At 41.9% G+C, this 970-nt stretch carries 2 protein-coding genes; both read right to left on the reverse strand.

Going from position 1 to position 970, the window contains the following annotated elements:
• Positions 1–534: efflux RND transporter periplasmic adaptor subunit (locus ACFIK8_RS09540; RefSeq protein ID WP_375669286.1), on the reverse strand; the 534-nt coding region annotated here is incomplete at its 3' end.
• On the reverse strand, positions 531–970 hold a 440-nt coding region (locus ACFIK8_RS09545; RefSeq protein ID WP_375669287.1), incomplete at its 5' end, for a TolC family protein. The genes ACFIK8_RS09540 and ACFIK8_RS09545, both read right to left, overlap by 4 nt.

Below are 970 nucleotides of genomic sequence, written 5' to 3' on the forward strand. Positions count from 1 at the left end.
TGCTTGTACAATCTGCTGGTGAAGCTGAGCAATTTGCGCCTCGCGTGTTTTTAATTGTGTCACAACTTCATCGAAATTAGCCTGCGAAATGGCGTGCGTTTTGATCATTTTTTTCTGACGTGCTAAATTTTTCTGAGCAAGAGAAAGATAAGCTTGTTGTTCTAGCAGGCTCGCATAATAGTGTGATAATATTGCTTTTTTTCTTTTCAGATCATTTTCCTGATCTGTAGAATCAATTTCTGCCAAGAGATCGCCCTCTTTGACAACACTTCCGGGAAAAACAGGCATTGACACCACACGCCCTGTCGTACGTGCACCAACAGCAACTAAGCGATAAGGACGCACAAGACCAGAAGCCAAAACACTTTCCTCAACATCACCACGCTTTACCACCGCCGTCATATAAGTAGGTGATGGTGTTCCAAAAAAAACAGAACGCAGCCACAACAACAAGACGACAAAGAATATACCCGCTAAAAATAGGGAAAGTTTTTTGCGTTTTGTAATAAATTTTTTGATGAAACTGTTTTTCATTGTCTTACCTTTGCCTGTGAACTGGTAACACCATCGACGACTTCCGAACGTGACACATCAACGACGCCATCCCATCCACCACCCAAAGCTTTCATCAATGCAATATATTGGATAACCAAAGAAACACGGCTATCTTTCAGCGCCATTTGTGCAGAATAATAGGAGCGATCAGCATTTAACAATTCAAGGAAGCTGGTATTTCCATTTTCAAAAAGCCTCCGTGCAAGTTGTAAAGAATGCAAAGAAGCTTTATTTGCAACGATCAGTTTTTCTAGACGCTGATGTTCGTTCTTCAATTTTACAAGCGCATTTTCTACATCTTCTAAAGCTCCCAACACAGCAGCCCGATAAGTAATAAAAGCTTGATCACGCTGTGCACGTGCTACCGCGACAGAAGCGACAATCTGCCCCCCATTAAAAAAGGGAAAACGAAGAC

It is taken from the genome of Bartonella sp. MR168JLCBS (genome assembly GCF_042194175.1).